Annotated in this window: 18 protein-coding genes and 1 tRNA gene; 8 read left to right on the plus strand and 11 right to left on the minus strand. The window is 70.8% G+C overall.

The window, feature by feature from the left end; all coding sequences use genetic code 11:
* Positions 1–2 precede the first annotated feature (2 nt).
* Positions 3–1,190 carry a sensor histidine kinase gene (locus BLR95_RS07945; RefSeq protein ID WP_176787709.1) on the minus strand — a complete coding sequence of 396 codons (1,188 nt, stop codon included), beginning with the start codon at positions 1,188–1,190 and terminating at the stop codon, positions 3–5.
* Between the two features lie 439 nt (positions 1,191–1,629).
* Here BLR95_RS07945 and BLR95_RS07950 point away from each other — a divergent pair, with 439 nt between their 5' ends.
* From BLR95_RS07950 to BLR95_RS07960, 3 genes are all read left to right on the plus strand, one after another.
* Positions 1,630–3,027, plus strand: coding sequence for an EAL domain-containing protein (locus tag BLR95_RS07950; RefSeq protein ID WP_176787711.1), 1,398 nt, complete (start codon positions 1,630–1,632; stop codon positions 3,025–3,027).
* On the plus strand, positions 3,027–4,625 hold the full coding sequence (locus tag BLR95_RS07955) for an EAL domain-containing protein (RefSeq protein WP_092618017.1): 1,599 nt from the start codon (positions 3,027–3,029) through the stop codon (positions 4,623–4,625). The genes BLR95_RS07950 and BLR95_RS07955 overlap by 1 nt, the downstream gene beginning before the upstream one ends.
* Positions 4,626–5,140: 515 nt before the next feature.
* Entirely contained in the window at positions 5,141–5,749 is a 609-nt protein-coding gene (locus BLR95_RS07960; RefSeq protein WP_092618032.1) for a LysE family translocator, read from the plus strand.
* 13 nt (positions 5,750–5,762) lie between these two features.
* Here BLR95_RS07960 and lysA read toward each other — a convergent pair whose 3' ends face one another.
* The 3 genes from lysA to argH form a co-directional block, all read right to left on the minus strand.
* Complete coding sequence (gene lysA, locus BLR95_RS07965) at positions 5,763–7,025, minus strand: diaminopimelate decarboxylase (RefSeq protein ID WP_092618035.1); 1,263 nt, start codon at positions 7,023–7,025, stop codon at positions 5,763–5,765.
* 71 nt (positions 7,026–7,096) lie between these two features.
* On the minus strand, positions 7,097–7,249 hold the full coding sequence (locus BLR95_RS15750; RefSeq protein ID WP_176787713.1) for a hypothetical protein: 153 nt from the start codon (positions 7,247–7,249) through the stop codon (positions 7,097–7,099).
* 34 nt (positions 7,250–7,283) lie between these two features.
* A complete protein-coding gene (gene argH / locus BLR95_RS07970; RefSeq protein WP_092618038.1) occupies positions 7,284–8,702 on the minus strand; it encodes an argininosuccinate lyase in 1,419 nt (472 codons plus the stop codon).
* A 3-nt stretch (positions 8,703–8,705) separates the two neighbouring features.
* Here argH and BLR95_RS07975 point away from each other — a divergent pair, with 3 nt between their 5' ends.
* From BLR95_RS07975 to BLR95_RS07985, 3 genes are read left to right on the plus strand one after another with little or no spacing between them, the layout of a single operon-like run.
* Complete coding sequence (locus tag BLR95_RS07975; protein WP_176787715.1) at positions 8,706–9,314, plus strand: TlpA family protein disulfide reductase; 609 nt, start codon at positions 8,706–8,708, stop codon at positions 9,312–9,314.
* Complete coding sequence (locus BLR95_RS07980; RefSeq protein ID WP_092618040.1) at positions 9,311–11,011, plus strand: glycosyltransferase family 39 protein; 1,701 nt, start codon at positions 9,311–9,313, stop codon at positions 11,009–11,011. Before BLR95_RS07975 ends, BLR95_RS07980 begins: the two co-directional genes overlap by 4 nt.
* Positions 11,008–11,721: a phosphatase PAP2 family protein gene (locus BLR95_RS07985; protein WP_092618043.1), complete on the plus strand. Its 714-nt coding sequence runs from the start codon at positions 11,008–11,010 to the stop codon at positions 11,719–11,721. The genes BLR95_RS07980 and BLR95_RS07985 overlap by 4 nt, the downstream gene beginning before the upstream one ends.
* Here BLR95_RS07985 and lhpI read toward each other — a convergent pair.
* The 6 genes from lhpI to aroA all read right to left on the minus strand — a co-directional run bounded on the left by lhpI (position 11,694) and on the right by aroA (position 18,102).
* Positions 11,694–12,680 carry a bifunctional Delta(1)-pyrroline-2-carboxylate/Delta(1)-piperideine-2-carboxylate reductase gene (gene lhpI / locus BLR95_RS07990; protein WP_092618045.1) on the minus strand — a complete coding sequence of 329 codons (987 nt, stop codon included), beginning with the start codon at positions 12,678–12,680 and terminating at the stop codon, positions 11,694–11,696. The two genes, BLR95_RS07985 and lhpI, sit on opposite strands and share 28 nt — an antisense overlap.
* 83 nt (positions 12,681–12,763) lie before the next feature.
* Positions 12,764–13,108, minus strand: a complete 345-nt coding sequence (locus tag BLR95_RS07995; RefSeq protein ID WP_092618047.1) for a LapA family protein — start codon at positions 13,106–13,108, stop codon at positions 12,764–12,766.
* A 99-nt stretch (positions 13,109–13,207) separates the two neighbouring features.
* Positions 13,208–13,489, minus strand: coding sequence for an integration host factor subunit beta (ihfB, locus tag BLR95_RS08000; protein ID WP_092618050.1), 282 nt, complete (start codon positions 13,487–13,489; stop codon positions 13,208–13,210).
* A 693-nt stretch (positions 13,490–14,182) separates the two neighbouring features.
* Positions 14,183–15,895 carry a 30S ribosomal protein S1 gene (gene rpsA / locus BLR95_RS08005; RefSeq protein ID WP_092618052.1) on the minus strand — a complete coding sequence of 571 codons (1,713 nt, stop codon included), beginning with the start codon at positions 15,893–15,895 and terminating at the stop codon, positions 14,183–14,185.
* A gap of 204 nt (positions 15,896–16,099) precedes the next feature.
* Positions 16,100–16,756 carry a (d)CMP kinase gene (locus BLR95_RS08010; protein ID WP_092618054.1) on the minus strand — a complete coding sequence of 219 codons (657 nt, stop codon included), beginning with the start codon at positions 16,754–16,756 and terminating at the stop codon, positions 16,100–16,102.
* The gene (gene aroA, locus BLR95_RS08015; RefSeq protein WP_092618056.1) at positions 16,753–18,102 is read right to left on the minus strand and encodes a 3-phosphoshikimate 1-carboxyvinyltransferase; all 1,350 of its coding nucleotides are present in this window, start codon (positions 18,100–18,102) and stop codon (positions 16,753–16,755) included. Before aroA ends, BLR95_RS08010 begins: the two co-directional genes overlap by 4 nt.
* A 374-nt stretch (positions 18,103–18,476) precedes the next feature.
* On the opposite strand from aroA, the gene BLR95_RS08020 reads away from it, so the two are divergent.
* Together BLR95_RS08020 and BLR95_RS08025 are read left to right on the plus strand one after the other, a co-directional pair.
* Positions 18,477–18,869, plus strand: coding sequence for an FYDLN acid domain-containing protein (locus BLR95_RS08020; protein ID WP_092618058.1), 393 nt, complete (start codon positions 18,477–18,479; stop codon positions 18,867–18,869).
* 192 nt (positions 18,870–19,061) lie between these two features.
* A tRNA-Ala gene (locus BLR95_RS08025) sits at positions 19,062–19,137 on the plus strand.
* Between the two features lie 726 nt (positions 19,138–19,863).
* Here the strand turns inward: BLR95_RS08025 and BLR95_RS08030 are convergent.
* The gene (locus BLR95_RS08030; protein WP_092618060.1) at positions 19,864–20,247 is read right to left on the minus strand and encodes a VOC family protein; all 384 of its coding nucleotides are present in this window, start codon (positions 20,245–20,247) and stop codon (positions 19,864–19,866) included.

The following is a 20,247-nucleotide window of genomic DNA, read 5'->3' on the forward strand; positions in this document are numbered from 1 at the left end:
GGTTACAGCACCAGCCGGGCCCGGGGCAGGGTGACCGATACCGTGGTTCCCCGGCCCTCGGTGCTGGTCAGATCAAGGTGCCCGTCGTGCAGCTCGGCGAAGCGCCGGGCCAGCGGCAGGCCGAGGCCGGAGCGCCGGCCGCCGCCGCCGTCGTCGCTGAAGGCGGCGAAGGCCACCGTCACCCGATCCAGCGCCTGCGGCGGGATGCCCACCCCGGTATCGCTGACCGACAGCACCATGTTGCCGGCCTGATCGAGCCGGGCGGCGATCTTGATGCGCCCACCGGGCGGCGTGTGGTCCAGGGCGTTGGTCAAAAGGTTGCCGAGCATGGTGCGGATCAGCCGTTCGTCGGCGAACAGCCGGGGCAGGCTGGGCGGCAGGTCGATGCCGATCTCCACCCGGCCCTCGCGGGCCCTGACGCGGACCTGCCTGAGCGCCCCGGAGAAGGCGTCGCGCAGATGGAAGCGGGCCTCGCTCAGGGCGATGCTCTGGTGCTCCAGGGTGCCCAGGGTGCTGACCCGCTCGGCCAGCTCTTTCAGGCGCAGAGCGGCGGCGTGCAGGTCCCGCGCCGCCGCCACGTAGCCGCCGGCGCCGCCGGCGCCGCCGGGGGCGTCGTCGTCGGCCGCGTCGGGCGGCGACAGCGGGCCGAAGACCTCGGAGACGAACATCTCCGAAAAGCCCAGGATGCCGTCCAACTCGCGGCTCAGGTCCTGGCCCAGGCCGATCAGGAAGCGGGTCTTGTTGTCGTTGATCCAGTCGGCTTCCTGGCGCGCCGCGGCGTGGGCCGAGGCGGTGTCCTTCTCGGCGCTGACGTCGATGATCAGGCTGAGCACGCCCTCCACCGCGCCGCTGGCGTCGAAGTGCGGCACATGGTGGATGCGCACCCAGCGGGCGATGCCCTCGGCGTCGTTGAGGCGGGCGTCGTAGGTCATCGGCCGGCCGGCCAGCGCCGCCTGAATGCGCGGTTCCAGGCGGTGGAAGGTGTCCGGACCAAGGATGTCCGGCAGCGGGCGGCCGATCAGGTCGGCCGGCGGGTGGCCGAACCAGTCGCCGTAGGCGCGGTTGGCGAAACGGTACAGAAGGTCGGGGTCGTAGAACGACACCGGGGCCGGCAGGGCATCGAGCAGGGCGCCGAACGCGGGGTCTCCGGTGCCCGACCGGCCGGCGGCGGCCACCAGATCGCTCAGCATGTCGCCGGCGGTTCGTTCGCTTGCCGCCTGCCTGTTCATCGGGCGCCGTTCTCCCTTGCTTGCGCGGCCTTGCCTGTGCTGCCTTGCCGGGACCATCCTGCTTGGGTGCGTCCACGCCATGGACGGTGACCCACGGTGACCGGCGGCGGGGGGGCCGGTCGCCGGGCGCGACCTCGCGTCTCTTCCTGGCGTGGGTGGCGAGGCGCGGCCATCCGACCGTGTGCTGCATCGCACCTTTCCCAGGAACCATACGCCACCCGGGGGCTTCCTGCAAAGCCAGGGTTTTCCAAGGTACTGGGGAAAATGTCGGGGTTCCTGGGGGTGCCCCCGGGGGCCGGCAGCCTGTGCGGGTCCCCTGTGGGAGCCAACGCTTCCTTAACCCTGGCCGGGGCACACTGAGGCTCCCGCCGTCTGATCCGGACCGCCGCGCATGATGGGCATGAGCGCGGACGCCGGCGCCAGCAACATCGAGCGTACCCTGCTCGATACCCTGGACCGCCTGCGCCGCAATCCCGAAGGCCGCTACGCCATTCACCTGCACCTGTCGCAGTTGCAGCCGGCCAACCGCCAGCCGGAGCGCCTGCGTCTGGTGGTGCAGTTGTTCCGGCCGCTGGAGGTTGGGCACCGCTGCCAGATCTTCCTGCTCGCCAACGGCGACATCATGGTGCTGACCTTCGACATCACCCCGGCCGAGGTGCGGCGCATGGTCGGCCGGGTGCGCGGTCTGTTCGAGGACGACCCGCTGACCTACGACCTGCCCGAGGACGGGCGCGACCCGCTGGCCACGGTGTTCGACCTGACCACCCAGTTGAGCCAGGTCGAACAGGTGGTCGGCACCCTGTTCGAGCGCACCCAGACCCGGCGCCGCCGACCGCGCGTCCTGGGCACCGGCGGGGAGAGCCGGGAGAGCCGGCCCGAGCCCCTCGACCCGCGCCGGCTGGCCGCCCTGCAGGAGCGCCTGAACACCATCGACCTGGGGCCCTTCCTGGTCCGCCAGCCGGTGCTGGCCATCGAGGGGACGCGTCAGGCCAGTCTGGTCTTCGAGGAGATCTTCGTCGGCATCGAAGAGTTGCAGGCGGCGATCAGCCCGGACGTGCTGCTGGGCGGCGACCGCTGGCTGTTCCAGGACCTGAGCCGGCGGCTGGACCGTCTGGTGCTGATGCGTCTGGCCCGCACCATCTCGGTGCGCGGGCCGTGGGACATCAGCCTCAACCTCAACCTGGAAAGCCTGGCCAGCCCCACCTTCGCCGACTTCTCCGCCTCGCTGGAGGCCGACCAGCGCATCCTGGTCGAGGTGCAGAGCATCGACCTGTTCAACAACGTGGCCAGCTACCTGACGGCGCGCGACCACCTGCGCGCCAAGGGCCACGCGGTGATTCTCGACGGCATCACCCACTCGGCGCTGCGCCTGCTCGACCTCTCCCTGCTCGACCCCGACTATCTCAAGGTGATGTGGTCGCAGACGCTGGACATCTCGGGCAACCCCCGGATGGCCGACGCGGCCCGCGCCGAGATCGAGCGCCTGGGCCCGGCGCGGGTCATCCTGGCCCGCTGCGACAGCGAGCGGGCGGTCGCCTGGGGGCTGTCGCTGGGCATCACCATGTTCCAGGGGCGCTACCCGGAAGCCATGCTCGGCGCCGCCACCATGGACGGCTGCCCGGCCCGCGAACAGTGCACCCTGACCCAATGCGTCACCCGCCGCCGGGGGGTGGCCGGGCCGGTGCCGCTGACCTGCCCCAACCCGCCGCGCCTGCATGCCGTGACCTATTTCCGGGCCGGCGCCAGGAGCGGCGCCAGAAGCGGCGCCAGGAGCGGCGCCACCAAGGAGGCCGGCTGATGGCCCCCCGTCTGCCCGGACGGCGCGCCAAGGGGCGCCGCGAGCCCCACCTCGATGACGTGGCGGCCTTTGCCCAGGCCGACCCGGTCGAGGCCGGCGCGCCGATCCGCCTGCCGCCGCCGCGCGAGACCAGAAGCGAAGGGCGGCGAAACGAGCCCGCCGGTGCCGATTCCTTCGACCGCGTCGGCCGCCGGGTGGCCCGTTTCGCCGCCCACCCCGGGCGCATGGCGCTGATCGTCCACCTGTCGCGCCTTGCCGCCGAGCACCGTCAGCCGCTGTTGCTGGCGGTGGCCCTGGAGGCCTTCGAGTCGCGGGCCGATGGCCAGGATCTGGAGGTTCACCCGCTGCCCAACGGCGATCTGGTGGTGCTCTACGCCGGTCGCCAGCGCGAGGCGGTGGCCACGGCGCTGCTCGAGGTGCGCTGCCTGTTCGCCGACGACGCCCTGATCTCGCCCGGGTTCGGGCTGCCCGGGGCGGCGGGCGGGACCCTCGAATCGATGCCCGAGGACGGCGACGACCCTCTGGCCAGCCTGTTCCTGCTCGACCGCCAGCAGGGCGCCGTGGAGCGCCATCTGGCCAATCTGGCGGTGGCGGTGAACGAGGAGAAGGCAAGCCTCGGCCGGCAAGCGGCGAGCCGCGCCGAACGGCTGAACGAAAGCCGCGCGTCATCTTCCCGGACGGACCCCCGGATGGAGTCCCAGGTGGTTCCCCAGGTGGTTCCCCAGGTGGGCCCCGATATCGCCCCGGCGACCCCGGACCGCGCTCCGGCGACCTCGGCCGAGGCCGCGCCACCGGAAGAGCTGGCGGTGGAGGGCACCCTGCCGGTGGCGGCCAGCGTGCGCCGCGACCGGGGCAGCCCGCTGACCCCGGACCTTCTGGCGCGTACCGAGGCGATCCTCGAGAAGGCCGACCTCAGCGCCTATCTCAGGCGCCAGTCGGTGGCCGCCATCCTCGGCGGCGAGCGCCCCGACCCGGTGTTCTCCGAGATCTATGTGTCGATCGAGGAGTTGCGCCGGACCATCCTGCCGACGGTCGATCTGGCCGCCAACCCGTGGCTCTTCCGCCGCCTGACCCACACCCTGGACCAGCGCGTGCTGGCCGTGCTGGCGCGCAACGACGACCGCTCGCTGGAGGCCGGGTTCAGCATCAACCTCAACGTCCGCACCCTGCTCTCCGAAGCCTTCCTGCGGTTCGACGACAGCGTGGCCAGCGGCCAGCACACCACGGTGGTGCTGGAAATCGGCGTCGAGGACATCTGCGCCGACGTCAACGCCTTCCTGTTCGCCCGCGACTTCGCGCGCCAGCGCGGCTACCGGGTGTGCGTCGATGGCCTGACCTGGCGCACCCTGCCGGTGATCGACGTCGACCGGCTGGGGGTCGATCTGGCCAAGATCTATTGGGAGCCCGAACTGGCCCGCCGGCTGTCCGGCCCCGACGGGCACGGCATCGCCGCCATGCTCCAGAAGGCGCGGCGGCGGCGCCTGATCCTCGGCCATTGCGACAGCGCCGAGGCGATCCGCCTGGGCCAGCAACTGGGCATCGGCCTGTTCCAGGGCCGCCACGTGGAAAACCTGATCCGCCCCGGCGCGGTGGTTTGATTCCCGCCTCCGGCGCGGTGGTTTGATTCCCGCCTCCGGCGGGGTGGTTTGATTCCCGCCTCCGGCGGGGTGGTTTGATCCCCGCCCCGGGGTTTGATACCAACCGACGATGAGAGGAACTCATCGCCGGTTGGCATGAAAGGGGCTTTGCCCCTTTGAAACCCCACCGGGGGAGCCAGGGGCTCCCCCGGACCCCCTCCATTCATTGATGGATCGCTGAGCGAGCCGAACGCTCGGACGGAAAACCCCGACGTGTTCCGCCCGGAGGTAGCGTTTGTTCACCAACGAATGGAGGGGTCCGGGGAAGCCCTGCTTCCCCGGTGGGGGTTTGGGGGCAAAGCCCCCAACTAATACCAAACCGCGATGAGTCCTCCTCATCGCTGGTTGGTATGAGCCCCGCCCCGGGGTTTGCGGCTTGCGCCCGGGGGCTTCCTGGGCAACAGTGAGGGCCGCCACGGCATAATATCAAGGGGTGCGGCCGATATGTCTGTTTCCGGCGTCGGGAGACCGGCGGCGTGATTTTCCTGAAAGGCCTTCTGATCGGCTTCCTGATCGCGGCGCCGGTCGGTCCGGTGGGCATCCTGTGCATCCGCCGGGCATTGGCCGATGGCCGTCTGGCCGCCTTCGTGGCCGGGCTGGGCGCGGCGGTGGCCGACACCTTTTATGGCGCCGTGGCCGGGCTGGGGCTGACCCTGGTCTCCGACTTCCTGCTCGACCACAAGGCCTTGCTCAGCGTGGTCGGGGGCCTGTTCCTGCTCGGCCTGGGCTGGCGCACCCTGCGGGCCCATCCCGATTATTCGCAGACCTCCGATGTTCACCTGGGGCTGCTGCGGGACTTCTTCTCCACCTTCGCCATCACCCTCACCAACCCGGCCACCATCCTGGCCTTCGTGGCCGTCTTCGCGGCCCTTGGCGGGGTGCGCTTCGAGGGGATCAATCTGGCCTCGTGGGCCCTTATCGCCGGGGTTTTCACCGGTTCGGCGCTGTGGTGGCTTCTGCTCTCGGCGCTCGCCGGGGCGGCCCGCGACCGTTTCAACGAGAACTGGCTCAACCGCCTCAACCACGCCTCGGGCATCCTCTTGATGCTGTGCGGCGTCGCCGTGCTGGGCACCCTGGCGGTGTGAGGCCCCGCCGCGATCACAGCCAGTCGGGCAGGCTTTCCAGGGCCAGCATTTCCTTAAGGTCCGGGCGGCGGCGCACGATGTGGAAACGCCCCCCGTTGACCAGCACCTCGGGCACCAGCGGCCGGCCGTTGTAGGTCGAGGCCATCACCGCGCCATAGGCGCCGGCGCTGCCCAGGGCGACCAGATCGCCTTCCTTGAGTTCCGGCAGCAGGCGCCCCCGGGCGAAGGTGTCGCCGCTCTCGCAGACCGGGCCGACCACGTCGATGGGGCGCAAGGGGGCCTCGCCGGGCACCGCCTGCACCGGGTGGATGTGGTGGTGGGCCTCGTACATGGCCGGGCGCAGCAGGTCGTTCATGCCGGCGTCGAGGATCAGGAAGCGGCGGCTGGTGCCCTCCTTCACCCGCACCACCCGGCTGACCAGCAGGCCGGCGTTGCCGGCGATCAGGCGCCCCGGTTCGAGCACGATGGTGGCCCCCAGATGACCCAGGGTCTGGCGCACCACGGCGGCATACTCGGCCGGGCCGGGGGGCGTCGTGCCCTCGATGTAGGGAATGCCCAGGCCGCCGCCGATGTCGATGTGCTTGAGCGCGATGCCCTGCCCCTTCAGCCCCTCGACCAGCCCGGCGATGCGCCCGAAGGCGGCGGCGAAGGGGGCCATGTCGGTGATCTGGCTGCCGATGTGCAGGGCCACCCCGGTGACCTCGAGCGACGGCAGGGCGGCGGCCCGGGCGAACACCGCCGGGGCGCGATCGAGATCGATGCCGAACTTGTCCTCGGCCTTGCCGGTGGCGATCTTGTGGTGGGTGTCGGCGGCGACGTCGGGGTTGACCCGCAAGGCCACCGGGGCCGTAAGGCCCAGTTCGGCGGCCACCCCGGCCAGGGTTTCCAGTTCCGGCTCGCTTTCCACGTTGATCTGAAGAATGCCCGCCTTCAGCGCCCGGGCCATCTCCTCGGCCGTCTTGCCGACCCCGGAAAAGACGATGCGCCCGGCCGGCACCCCGGCCATCAGGGCCATTTCCATTTCGCCGGCCGAAACCACGTCGGCGCCCGCCCCCAGGTTGGCCAGGGTGCGCACCACGGCCAGATTGCCGTTGGCCTTCATGGCGAAGCACAGCTCGTGGGGCAGCCCTTCGAAGGCCTGGCGGAAGACCCGGTAGTGGCGCTCCAGGGTGGCGGTGGCGTAGACGTAGAACGGCGTGCCCACAGCCTCGGCGAGGCGCGGCAGGGCAACGTCCTCGGCGTGCAGCACGCCGTCGCGATAGGTGAAGTGGTGCATGGGGCGGGCTTTCGCGGCGGGGCGGGGCCAAAAAGGGGGGCGGGGGAGCGAAAAGGATCGGGTCGGGGCGGTCAGTCGACCGATTGGGGGTCCGGGTACTGGCGCGGATAGGTGGCGTCCGCCGGGGTTTCCGGGCGGGCCTTCTTGCCGCAGGCGGCGAGGCCGCCGGTCAGGGTGACGGCGAGCAGGGCAACCAGCAACAGACGCAACGACGCGGTGGGCATGGCGGCGCCCTCCTTTGGCGCGGGGGAAGGGGCGTCAGCCGAGGAAGCGGGCCCGCGCCTCGGCCACCTGGGCGGCGACGTTGGCCGGCGCGGTGCCCCCGAAGCTGGTCCGCGCTTCCACGGCGTGGGTCACGTCGAGCACCGCCAGGGCGCTCTCGTCGAGGTCTGGGGCGACCGCCTTGAGGTCGTCCAGGGCCAGTTGGCTGACATCCACCCCCAGCCCCTCGGCCCGGGCGACCAGCTTGCCGGCCACCTCGTGGGCCTGGCGGAAGGGCATGCCGAGCACCCGGGCGCAGTGGTCGGCCAGATCGGTGGCGGTGGTGTGGCCGATCCCGGCGGCGGCCCGGCAGGCGGTTTCGTTGACCGTCATCCCGGCGATCATGCCGGTCATCGCGGTCAGGCACAGGTCCAGGGTGTCGACGGCTCCGAACAGGGGTTCCTTGTCCTCCTGCATGTCCTTGGAATAGGCCAGCGGCAGGCCCTTCATGACGGTGGCCAGGGTGGTCAGGGCGCCGAGCACCCGGCCCACCTTGGCGCGCACCAGCTCGGCGGCGTCCGGGTTGCGCTTTTGGGGCATCATCGAGCTGCCGGTGGTCAGGTCGTGGGGCAGGTCGACGAAGCGGAACTGGGCCGACACCCAGAGCACGATCTCCTCGGCCAGCCGGCTCAGGGTAAGGGCCAGGATGGTCCCGGCGGCCAGCACCTCGAGCACGAAATCGCGCGACGAGACGGCGTCCAGCGAGTTGGCGCAGGGGCGATCGAAGCCCAGCGCGGCGGCGGTCATGTGGCGGTCGATGGGCCAGGTGGTGCCGGCCAGGGCGCCGGCCCCCAGCGGGCATTCGTTCAAGCGCCGGCCGGCGTCGGCGAGGCGCCCCCGGTCACGGCCCAGCATCTCGACATAGGCCAGAAGGTGGTGGCCGAAGGTCACCGGCTGGGCCGCCTGGAGGTGGGTGAAGCCGGGCAGGATGGTGGCGGCGTGGCGCTCGGCCTGATCGATCAGCGCGCCTTGCAGGTCGCGCACCTGTCCGTCCAGGCGCGCGACGGCGGCGCGCGTCCACAGCCGGAAGTCGGTGGCCACCTGATCGTTGCGCGAGCGCGCCGTGTGCAGGCGTCCGGCGGCCGGGCCGATCAGCTCGCTGAGCCGGGCCTCGATGTTCATGTGGATGTCTTCCAGGGCGCGGCTGAAGGGGAAGCTCCCCTCGGCGATCTCGGCCGCCACCCGGTCCAGGCCCTGGGCGATGGCGGCGCCGTCCTCGGCCGACAGGATGCCGGTGGCGACCAGCATCTCGGCGTGCGCCTTGGAACCCCGGATATCCTCGTCGGCCAGCCGGCGGTCGATGTCGATGGAGGCGTTGATCTCCTCCATCAGGGCCGACGGGCCGCTGGCGAAGCGGCCGCCCCACATGGTATTTGCCGAACTGGTTGCCGAACTGGACCGGGAAGAGGAGGACATCGGTTGAGCCTGTCGAAGTTTGCGCGCTGGGCCATCCCGCTGCTTGGGGTGCTGCTGGTGGCCGCCGTCGGCTGGGCGGTGTGGCGGGCCGACGATGCGCCTGCCTCGGCTCTCGATACAGGCTCGGCGGCCTGGGATCAAGCCGCCCTGCCCCTGTTGCCCGAGCCCTGGCCCCGCCTGCCCGAGCCCACCCCCTTCCGCGACGGCGACGGCCGGGCGCGCGATCTGGCCGACGAGGTGGGGCGCGACGGGGCCCTGCTGGTGGTCAACTTCTGGGCCACCTGGTGCCCGCCCTGCGTGCGCGAGATGCCGGCCCTCGATGCCCTGGCCGGGCGGGCCGAGGCCGAGGGCCTGCCCATCCGCGTGCTGACCATCAGCACCCGCGACCCGGGCAAGGTGGCGCCGTTCCTGGCCGCCAACGGCCTGGATCACCTGCCCGGCCACACCGACCCTGGCGGTCAGTTGGCCCATATCCTGGGGCTGTCCGGGCTGCCGACCACCCTGGTGGTGCGTCCCGACGGCCAGGTGGCGGCGGTGGTGCGGGGCGAGGCGGCGTGGGATTCGCCGGCCATGGTGGCCGCCCTGACCCGACTGGCGGAGGCCACCCCATGAGCACCCCTGTTGTCCGCACCCGCGCCGAGCGCTGGACCCGCCCCGGCGGCATGCTGGTGCTGGCCCTGGCGGTCACCTTGTGGCGGCTGGTGGTGTTGCAGCAGAGCGGCCACAACCTGTCCTTCGACGAGGCCCAGTACTGGCACTGGTCGCTGGATTTCGATTTCGGCTACTTCTCCAAGCCGCCCCTGGTCGCCTGGATCATCGGTCTGGCGACCGCCCTGTTCGGCGAGGGCGAGGTGGCCATCCGGGGCGCCGTGCCGGTGGCCCATGGGGTGACCTCGGTGCTGGTCTTTCTGCTCGGGCGCCGGCTTTACGGGCCGCTGGCCGGGCTGTGGGCCGGCCTTCTGTTCCTGCTCATGCCGGGTGTGACCTTCTCCTCGCTGCTGGTCAGCACCGATCCCTTCCTGCTCACCTGCTGGGCCGGGGCGCTGCTGGCCCTGGTGGTGGCCCTGGAAGAGGACCGCCTGGGCGCCTGGGCGGCCCTCGGGCTGGCGCTTGGGGTCGGATTGCTGGCCAAGTACGCGATGGCTTATTTCGTGCCCTGTTTCCTGGTCTTCCTGGCCGTGAGCCCGGCCCATCGGCCCCTGCTCCGGCGGCCCGGGCCGTGGCTGGCCCTGGGGCTGGGGCTGCTGCTGCTGGCCCCCAATATGGCCTGGAACGCGGCCCACGGCTTCGTCACCCTGGCCCACACCCAGGCCAACGCCAACCTGGGCGGGCCGCTGTTCCATCCCGACCATCTGGCCGAGTTCATCGGCGCCCAGGCCGGGGTCTTCGGGCCCATCCCCTTCCTCGCCTTCCTGTGGCTGCTGGTTCGCCCCGGCAGTCGCCCGGCCGACCCGCCGGGGCTGCCCGCCGGGCGGCTGCTGGTCAGCTTCAGCCTGCCCATCCTGGCCCTGGTCGCCCTGCTCGCCCTGCTCAGCCGGGCCAACGCCAACTGGGCGGCGCCGGCCTTCGTGGCGGCGGCGGTGTGGGTGGCCGGGGCGCTGAGTGCTTCGCCCCGCCGCCGGGCGTGGCTGTGGGCGGCCCTGGTGATCCACCTTGTGGCCGCCGGGGTGCTGGCCAACTACGAGGCCACCTTGAAGCTGCTGGGCATCGAGATGACCCAACGCACCGACATCCAGAAGCGCCTGCGCGGCTGGGACGAGGTGGGCGCCTGGGCCACCGACCTCAGCCAACGACACCCCGGGGTGCGCCTGCTGTTCGACAGCCGCAAGGTGATGACGCCGCTGCTCTACTACGTGCGGCCCCATCCGCTGGACGCCGGCATGTGGAACCCGGACGGCCACCCGGAGAACCACTACGAACTGACCGCCGACATCGCCCAGGCGGTGGGCGAGGATTTCCTCTACCTGACGCGGCGCGACGATGCCTCGGCGGTGGCCGGGGCCTTCGACTCGGTTGCCGGGCTGGGGGTGATGCGGCTGGTCTATCCGACCGGCCATACGCTGACCGTGCGGGCCTATCTGGCGCGCGGCTTCAAGGGCTATGGGGCGGCGGGGACCGCGATGGGCGAGCATGAACCGCTTTCCCCCCTGGAGCCGATGATGACCGAGAACCGCCTTGCCAGCCGGGGTCAAGGGCGCGCAGCGCCGGCTCCGCCGGGTAAACCCCTTGACCCCGGCTGGCAAGGCGGAACCTTGCCGATCATCGGCTCCAGGGGGGAAAGCGGTTCGCGCCCGGGAGACACCGCATGATCGCCGCCGCCTGCCACCGCCTGGAAACCCGCGCCGCCGAGCTTGCCGGCACGGTGGTCCGCCGCCGCTGGGCCATCACCCTGGGGCTGGCCGCCTTCTTCCTGGTCGCCGCGCCGGTCGATGTCTGGGTCGCCGGCTGGTTCTACGACCCGGCCAGCGGCACCTTCTTCCAGCCCGGCCAGCACCCGCTGCTCGACTTCGTGCGCAAGGGCCTGCCGCCGCTGCTGTTCGGCGTCGTGCTCTATCTGGAATTCATGTGGCTGGCCGGACTGGCCCTGAAGGAGCGCCTGATCCCCGGCCTCGACGGGCGGCGCGCCGCCTACCTGCTGGGCTCGCTGGCGGTCGGCCCGGGGCTGGTGGTCAACACCCTGCTGAAGGACAACTGGGGGCGCGCCCGCCCCTCGCAGATCGAGGCCTTCGGCGGCGATGCCCCCTTCACCCCGGCGTGGTGGATCGCCGACGCCTGCGACAAGAATTGCAGCTTCGTCTCCGGCCACGGAGCGCTGGGCTTCTGGGTGACGGCGTTCGCCTTCCTCGCCCCGCCCCCCTGGCGCGGCCGGGCGCTGGCCGCCGCCCTGGTCTTCGGCGCCGCCGTGGGGCTGGTGCGCATGGCCCAGGGCGGGCACTTCTTCTCCGACGTGGTCTTCGCCGGGATCATCACCGTGTGGATCAACTGGGCCTTCTATTCCTGGCTCGTCGCCAGGCGGTAGGCCTCGGCGGCGGCGGCCAGATCCTCCAGCGCCGTGCCCACCGACTTGAACAGGGTGATCTCCTCGTCCCCGCCCCGGCCGGCCACCGCGCCCCGGCATAGCCCGAACAGGTTGCCCTGGATCGCCTCGCGGCTCAGGGCGCCGCTGGCCAGGGGCTCGATCATCTCGCCCGATTCCTTCAGCGCCCCGTCGGTGTCGATGAACACCCGGGCCCGGCGCATGGCCTGATCGTCGGTCTCGCGCATGTCGGGCCGGAAGGCGCCGACCAGATCCAGGTGTTGCCCCGGGCGCAGCCAGTCCCCCAGGACCACCGGCCGGGTGGCGGTGGTGGCCACCGAGATGACGTCCGCCGCGCCCACCGCCGCCTGAAGATCGCCGGCCGGGGCGAGGTCGCCGACCTCCCCGGCCAGCTGGTCGCACAGGGCCTGGGCCTTGGCCGGGTCGCGGCCATACAGCCGCACCCGGGCGTAGGGACGAACCGCCCGATGGCAGCGGATCAGCCACGGGGCGAGGGCGCCGGTGCCGACCACGAGCAGGGTCTCGGGCGCCCGGGGGGCCAGATAATCGGCCGCCAGCGCGCTGGCGGCGGCGGTGCGGATGCGGGTCAGGGCGCCGCCGTCGAGCACCGCCCGGGGGGCGCCGCTGCGCGCGTCGGCCAGATAGTAGATGCCGGACACCGTCTCGGCCGGCCCGGGCACCACCGACTCCGCGCGGGTCGGATTGTCCGGGAACACGCCAACCACCTTGACCCCCATCAGGGGCGCGGAGTCGCCCGGCGCGGCCGGCCACGCCGGCATCAGCAGCAGGGTGCCGCCGGCCGGGCTGGCCGGGCTGGCCGGCAGCGGGTGGTGATGGCGCAAGGGAGCCTCCACCGCCCCGGCGAAGCCCTGCCGCAGGGCCTCGATGGCGGCTTGCGGAGACAGCACCCGCTCGACGCCGGGACGATCCAGAAACAGCATGGGGGGCGGTCCTTTCCGGCCAAGGGATCAGGCCCGCGCACCGGTGACGGCGCGCGGCGGCTGGGCGGCGGCGGGGGAAGGGATCAGGCGGCCGGCGGCAGGGCGCGGCCGGGGTTGGCCTGCCCGGTCTGGGTTTCCAGCTCCTCGATCCGGCGGCGGGCCTGGTTGAGGTCGCGGTCCAGGGCGTAGGCGCGGCTGCCCACCTTGCGCAGGCGCTCGCGGGTGCGGCCACCGCCGATCCAGGCGAGCACGGCGCCGAACAGCACGCCCAGCAGCAGCACCCCATAGATGGGCAGGAACAGCGGCATCTCGACCACCCATGGCAGCGGCCAGATCTCGATGCCCACCAGGGTGCGGTTGGAGACCGCGAAGATGATGCAGATCAGTCCGACGGGGCCGGCGACCAGCCAGAACAGGACGTTGCGCACGACGTGCCTCACCTTCTTCCGGGGGATGGTCTTTCGGGGTTGTGGTCCGATGGCGGCCGCGGAACGGGTGATGCCAAGCCCCGCGGCCCGATGCGGACTTTAACCGGCGTTGAGCAGGTCGCGCAACTGCTTGCCGGTCTTGAAGTAGGGCACGGCCTTGGCGGCGACCGAGACGGAATCGCCGGTGCGCGGGTTGCGGCCGGTGCGGGCGTCGCGCTGTTTCACCGAGAAAGCCCCGAAACCACGCAGCTCGACCCGGTCGCCGCGCGCCAGGGCGGCGGCGATTTCGTCGAAGATGGTGGAGACGATGCGCTCCACGTCGCGTTGGTACAGGTGCGGATTGCGCTCGGCGAGACGCTGGATGAGTTCCGATTTGGTCATCGGGTGGTAACCCCTCTCCCCCTGCCGATCATGGCGGTAGTGTGTGGCGATGGTACGCGGCGAGTACGTGGCGATGGTACGTGGCGGTGGTACTTGGCGGTGGTACCTGACGGTGCAGCAATTCGACCGAACCCGCTGTCCGCGGCTTCGCCCGCCGCGGTTCGGCGGCCCCGATGGCCGGGGGCACCTGGGCGTCCATCAGGCCCGGGCGCCATCCTGGCGTTTGCAACAGCCCTCCCCCTCGGCGTGTCCGCAATGCCCCATCCCCGGCGCCGGCGGGCGGCCGGTCAGGGCACGGGAACGTCCGGCAACGCGACCTTCATGGCGGGCCGCTTGGTTGGATCATTGCCACCAACGGACGAACGCCGACATGTATGAAAGGGTGCCAGAGGTGGTTGGGCAGGTCAAGGTCAAGCTGGATGTAAGGTCCTAGGTTTCCAGGATTTTCCAGATTCTTGACAGGTCCCGTAATGCACAAGGGGCGGCCCAATGGGGCGGGTGAAATGAACCAGAGCCGCCCCGATGGTGCGGCAAAACGAACCAGGGCCGGCCCGATGGGGGGCGGGTAAAACGAACCGGGGCCGCCCCATTGGGGCGGGTAAAACGAACCGGGGCCGCCCCGATGGGGGCGGCCCTGGCCATAACGGTGGTGGCGCGGGGGTGGGGATTTCGCCCCACCCGCCGGCCCGGGGCTCAGCCCTCGTCCTTGTCGGCCTCGGCGGCCTTCTTTTCCATCGCCTGCTTGAGGCTGGCGCCGAGGATGTCGCCCAGCGAGGCGCCCGAGTCGGTGGAGCCGAACTCGGCCATCGCCTGCTTCTCCTCGGCCACTTCGCGGGCCTTGATGGACAGGCTCAGCTTGCGCGTCTTGCTGTCGACGTTGGTCACCTTGGCGTCGACCTTCTCGCCCACGGCGAAGCGCTCGGGGCGCTGCTCGGCGCGGTCGCGGGCCAGCTCGGCCTTGCGGATGAAGCCCGGCAGGACATCGTTGACGGTGACCTCAAGGCCGCCGTCGGTGACCTGCGAGACGACACAGGTGACCACCTGGCCCTTGCGCACGTCGCCCGAGGCCGAGGCCAGCGGATCGTCGCCGAGCTGCTTGATGCCCAGGCTGATGCGCTCCTTGTCCACGTCGACGTCGAGCACCTTGGCGCGCACCACCTGGCCCTTCTGGTAGTCCTTCACCGCCTCGTCGCCGGACAGGGTCCAGTCCAGGTCGGACAGGTGGACCATGCCGTCGATCTCGCCGGGCAGGCCGACGAACAGGCCGAACTCGGTGATGTTCTTGATCTCGCCCTCGACCTCGGTGCCGATCGGGTGGCTCTCCTTGAAGTCCACCCAGGGGTTGCCCAGGCACTGCTTGAGGCCCAGCGAGATGCGCCGCTTGTCGGGATCGACGTCGAGGATCATCACCTCGACTTCCTGGCTGGTCGAGACGATCTTGCCCGGGTGGATGTTCTTCTTGGTCCAGCTCATCTCCGAGACGTGAACCAGACCTTCCACACCCGGCTCCAGCTCGACGAAGGCGCCGTAGTCGGTGATGTTGGTGACCCGGCCGGCGAACTTGGCGTTCTTCGGGTACTTGAGGTCCACGCCCTCCCAGGGATCGGCCTCGAGCTGCTTCATGCCCAGGCTGATGCGCTGGGTTTCGCGGTTGAAGCGGATCACCTGGACCTTCACCGTCTGGCCGATGGACAGGGCGTCGGTCGGGTGGTTGACGCGCTTCCACGAAATGTCGGTGACGTGCAGCAGGCCATCGACGCCGCCCAGATCGACGAAGGCGCCGTAATCGGTGACGTTCTTGACCACCCCGTCGAGGATCATGCCCTCTTCCAGGGTCTGCATCAGCTTGGCGCGTTCCTCGGCCCGGGTCTCTTCCAGCACGGCGCGGCGCGAAACCACGATGTTGCCGCGCGAGCGGTCCATCTTGAGGATCTGGAAGACTTCCGGCTGGCCGAGCAGCGGCGTGATGTCGCGCACCGGGCGGATGTCCACCTGGCTGCCCGGCAGGAAGGCCATGGCGCCGTTGAGGTCGACCGTGAAGCCGCCCTTGACCCGGCCGTAGATGGCACCGCGCACCCGCTGGCTGTCGGCGAAGGCCTTCTCCAGCTCGTTCCAGGCTTCCTCGCGCCGCGCCTTGTCGCGCGACAGGACGATCAGGCCGTCGCGGTCCTCGTAGCGTTCGACGTAGACATCGACGGTGTCGCCGACGCGCAGCTCGCCCTCGCCGGCGCGGCCGAATTCCTTCTTGGGCACCCGGCCCTCGGACTTCAGCCCGACATCGACCAGGATGTGGTCGCCGTCGGCGGTCAGCACGGTGCCGCGCAGCACGGTGCCCTCAATGCTGTCGCTCTCGCCGAGCGACTCCTTCAACAGCTCCTCGAAACTCTCCATAGCGGCTTCGGCCATTGGATGGCTGTTCCTTTCGATTGACTTCGACGTTTTCCGGCCGGCCGGTTGACTCCGGCGGTCTGGTGGGATCACCGACGCCCCAAACACGAAGGGCACCCATGTCTCCCGGAACGTGGAAGCACCCCTTCCACCGGGGCTTTGAGGTTGCGGGCGCACCCTGCCCGCCAGGGCCCGGCCCCTTGCAAGGGCCGGATAGAGACTTCAGGCCTCCGCGCCCCCGGCTGGGGGGCGGGCGGCCAACACATGCGACACCACCCGGGCCAGCACCTCGTCGGCGCCAAGCTCGGTGGTGTCGATGACCAGGGCATCCTCGGCCGGCTTCATGGGCGCGGTGTCACGCTCGGCGTCGCGAGCGTCGCGTGCCTTGAGGTCAGCCAGTATGGTCGATTCCACAACTTCCTGCCCCGAGTCAAGCAACTCCTTGAAGCGCCGCCGGGCGCGGGCCTCCACACTGGCCGTCACGAACAGCTTGATCGGGGCGTCGGGGCAGACCACGGTGCCGATGTCGCGGCCGTCCAGCACGGCGCCCTTGGCGCCGTCCGGCGGGTGGTGGGCGAAGTGGCGCTGGAAGTCGAGCAGGGCGGCCCGCACCGCCGGCTGGGCGGCGACCTGCGAGGCCGCCACCCCGGCCGCCTCGCGGCGCAGATCGGGGTCGCCCAGGGTGGCCGGGTCGAGGGCCCGGGCGGCGGCCTCGGCGGCCTTGGGGTCGGTCGGGTCGCCGCCGCTGTTCAGCACGGCCAGACCGGTCGCCCGGTAGAGCCGCCCGGTGTCCAGGTAGGCCAGCTCGAAGCGCGCCGCCAGGGCGCGGCCCAGGGTGCCCTTGCCGGCGGCGGCCGGGCCGTCGATGGCGATGATCATGGAACCTCCGAAATGGTCGCGCCAAGGCCCGTCATCAGGTCGACGAAGCCGGGGAAGCTGGTGTCGATGGCCCGCCCGTCGTCGATCGCCACCGGGCTGTCGGCGATCAGGCCGAGGACCAGGAAGGCCATCGCCATGCGGTGGTCGAGTTCGACCGCGATGGTCGCCCCGCCGGCCGGCGGGCGGCCGCTGCCGTGGACGATCAGGTCGTCGCCCTCGATCTCCACCGCCACCCCGCAGGCGGCCAGGCCGCGCGCCGTGCCGCCCAGGCGGTCGCTTTCCTTGACCCGAAGCTCGCCCAGCCCGCGCATCCGGGTGGTCCCCTCGGCGCCGGCGGCGGCGACGGCCAGGATGGGGTATTCGTCGATCATGTCGGGGGCCCGGTCGGCCGGCACGTCGATGCCTTTCAGGGGGCCGTGGGTGACGGTCAGGTCGGCCACCGGCTCGCCGCCCTCGGTGCGCTGGTTGGTCGCCTCAAGGTCGGCCCCCATCTCGGCCAGGGTGGCGAGCAGCCCGGTCCGCCGGGGGTTGAGGCCGACCCCGCGCACGGTCAGCCGCGAGTCCGGGACCAGCAGCCCGGCGACCAGCGGAAAGGCGGCCGAGGACGGATCGCCCGGCACCACCACGTCGGCCCCGACCAGCTCCGGCTGGCCGGCGAGGGCGATGCCCGGGGCGCCGTCGTCGTCGCTCACCGCGTCCAGGTGGGCCCCGAAGTGGGTCAGCATGCGTTCGGAATGGTCGCGGGTCGGCACCGGCTCGATCACCGTGGTGGTGCCGGCGGTGTTGAGGCCGGCCAGCAGCAGCGCCGACTTGACCTGGGCCGAGGCGACCGGCAGCCGGTAGCGCACCGGCAGCGCCTGCCCGGTGCCCAGCACGGCGATCGGCAGACGGCCCCCGGCGCGGCCGTGGAAGGTGGCGCCGAAGCGGCCCAGCGGCTCGGTCACCCGGGCCATCGGGCGGCGCCGCAGCGAGGCATCGCCGGTCAGCACGGCGAACAGGGGATGGGTGGCGAGCAGCCCCATCAGCAGCCGCGCCCCGGTCCCGGCGTTGCCCATGTCGAGCACCTCGTCGGGCTCCCTCAGGCCGCCGACGCCGCGCCCGTGGAGCGTCCACAGGGGGCCCTCGGCGGTCTCGGCGCGGGCGACCGAGGCGCCCAGGGCGCGCATGGCGGCGGCGGTGCGCAGCACGTCCTCGCCCTCGAGCAGGCCGCTGACCCGGGTTTCGCCGACCGCCAGGGCGCCCAGCATCAGGGCCCGGTGGCTGATCGACTTGTCGCCCGGCACGGCGATGCTGCCGGCCAGCCGGCCGCCCCGACGGGCGACAAGGGAGAGGGAGGGCGCGGTCATGGCGGGGTCTTCGGACTGGATGCGGGACGTGGACGTGGGATGTGGACGTGGGATGTGGACGTGGGATGTGGACGTGGGATGTGGACGTGGGACAGCCTTGGGGCACGGTCCTGGGGGACGGCCCTGGGGGACGACCTCGGGGCGGCGCTTGTATCACGCCCCAGGGGACAAATACAGCCGGATGGGCCGGGCAAGGGGAGCCTTGAAACGCCGCCCCTCGCGGCGCCTGGAAGGATTTGTTGGCCCTTCGTCCGCCTCGGGCGCGATTTCCCCTTTGACAAGGCCTCGGCGGTAATGGCAATAGCGCCTCCCGGCCGGCACTCGACCCGCCGGATCGAACGTCAAGTATCTGCATCGCCCGGGAGGACGGGACCTTGTCCAAAGCGGAATTGGGCGTCAAACGCCAGTGCCTCAGTTGCGCCGCCAAGTTCTATGATCTCAACAAGGACCCCATCGTCTGTCCCAAGTGCGACGCCGTCTTCGAACCGGCGCCGGTGAAGACCCGCGCGCCGGCCGCCAAGCCGGCCCGCAAGGCGGCGCCGGTGGCCGAGCCGGTGGTCGACGATGTCGACGCGCCGCTGGATGACGACGAGGACGACCTGATCGATGACGACGACGACCTCGACGATGATCTGGACGATGACGACCGGCCCCTTAAGAAGCGCGCCTCCGACGAACTGATGGAAGACGCCTCCGACCTCGGCGAGGACGACGACGACATGGCCGAGGTGATGGAGCACGTGGAGAACGAGAACGAGGACATCTGACCCCGCCGGCGGGGTCCTGGGGGGCGGCTCGAAAAAGGGGGTGATTTTCCCCTTGCGGCCCTCGGATCAAGGCAGTATGTTCCGCGCCTCAACGCCGCCGACCCCCACTCCCAACGGGGGTTTTCAAGGGACTGGCCGCCGCTTCCGGCAGCCGGTCGCGGCGCCGGAGAGCGAAACACCACCCACCACCATGGGGCCGTAGCTCAGTTGGGAGAGCGCTTGAATGGCATTCAAGAGGTCAGGGGTTCGATTCCCCTCGGCTCCACCATCCAAACCCCCGGGCCAGCGCCCGGGGGTTTGTTGTTTCGGGCGTGGTTTTTTCAGTCCTCATACCACCGCCCTTATGAAGTGACCTTCGGTCCCTTCAAGGGACAGGTGGTGACGCTCAGGCGCCGCACGATCTGCTCTCGATTTCAGGTGTAGAGCCGATCTGAGCGAAAAATCGGAACCACCAAGTGGTTCCGATTTTTCGCTCTCGGCTCTAGGCACCTGCCGAATGTGTCTGGCAAGTCATACCAGCCGGCGATGAGCAGGACTCATCGCGGCTTGGTCAAGCCCTTGGGGGTCCGGGCGCCTTTGAGTTGGGGGCTTTGCCCCCAAACCCCCACCGGGGAAGCAGGGCTTCCCCGGACCCCTCCATTCGTTGGTGAACAAACGCTACCTCCGAGCGGAACGCCCGGGGTTTTTGGTTGCAGGCCAGCTTCGCTGGCCTTTCGAAAACAACCAGGGAGTGGCCGCTCGCTCGGCGATCAATGAATGAATGGAGGGGGTCCGGGGGAGCCCCTGGCTCCCCCGGTGGGGTTTTAGAGCAAATCCCGAGCGATCCGGAACGGATCGCGACGACGATTTGCGGCAACATCAAGCGCTTAGAGCGCGTTGCGTGATTCACAAAGCACGCAACGCGCTCTAAAGGGGCAAAGCCCCTTTCATTCATACCAACCGGCGGTGAGTTTCTCTCATCGCCGTCTGGTATCAGTGCGCTGGCGCGCCGGTATCACTCCGCCCGGTTGGCGATCTCGATCAGGTTGTGGTCGGGGTCGCGCAGGTAGACCGAGCGCAACGGCCCGGCGGCGCCCTGGCGCGGCACCGGCCCCAGTTCCACCGCCACCCCGTGCTGCTCCAGCTCGGCCCGCACCTGATCGATCGGGGTCGCGGTCAGCAGGCACAGGTCGGCGCTGCCCGGGGTCGGTCGGAAGGCGTGGGGCGACAGCTCGGCGCCGGCCTGATGCAGGTTGATGCGGCTGTCGCCAAAGGCCAGGGCGGTGCGGCCGCCGCCGAAGGTGATGCGCCGAAAGCCCAGCACCCGGGTGTAGAAGTCGACGCTGGCCTCGATCGAGGCCACGGTCAGCACCAGATGGTCGAGCCGGTCGATGTGCAT

The organism is Roseospirillum parvum (assembly GCF_900100455.1).
GTDB classification, from domain to species: domain Bacteria; phylum Pseudomonadota; class Alphaproteobacteria; order Rhodospirillales; family Rhodospirillaceae; genus Roseospirillum; species Roseospirillum parvum.